The sequence below is a fragment of the Paraburkholderia sp. RL17-383-BIF-A genome (assembly GCF_046028015.1).
GTDB lineage: Bacteria > Pseudomonadota > Gammaproteobacteria > Burkholderiales > Burkholderiaceae > Paraburkholderia.
This window is the reverse complement of sequence record NZ_JARESR010000092.1, coordinates 1-419: the sequence shown is the minus strand read 5'-3', so window position 1 is coordinate 419 and position 419 is coordinate 1. Positions and strand designations below refer to the sequence as shown.

General features: G+C 60.1%; 1 protein-coding gene. It reads left to right on the top strand.

From position 1 onward, the window contains the following. On the top strand, positions 1 to 419 hold a 419-nt coding region (locus tag P0D71_RS36080), incomplete at both ends, for a citrate/2-methylcitrate synthase (protein ID WP_408483897.1).

Below are 419 nucleotides of genomic sequence, written 5' to 3'. Positions count from 1 at the left end.
CTGGTGCGCGCACTGGACCGTATCCTGATCCTGCACGCGGACCACGAGCAGAATGCATCGACCTCGACCGTGCGTCTGGCCGGTTCGTCGGGTGCGAATCCGTTCGCGTGTATCGCCGCCGGTATCGCGTGTCTGTGGGGCCCGGCGCACGGTGGTGCAAACGAAGCCGCGCTGAACATGCTGGAAGAAATCGGCTCGGTCGACAACATTCCTGAGTTCATCAAGCAGGTGAAGGACAAGAACTCGGGCGTGAAGCTGATGGGCTTCGGTCACCGCGTCTACAAGAACTACGATCCGCGTGCGAAGCTGATGCGCGAAACCTGCCACGAAGTGCTGGAAGAACTGGGCCTGCACGACGACCCGCTGTTCAAGCTGGCCATGGCACTGGAAAAGATCGCACTGGAAGACGAATACTTCGT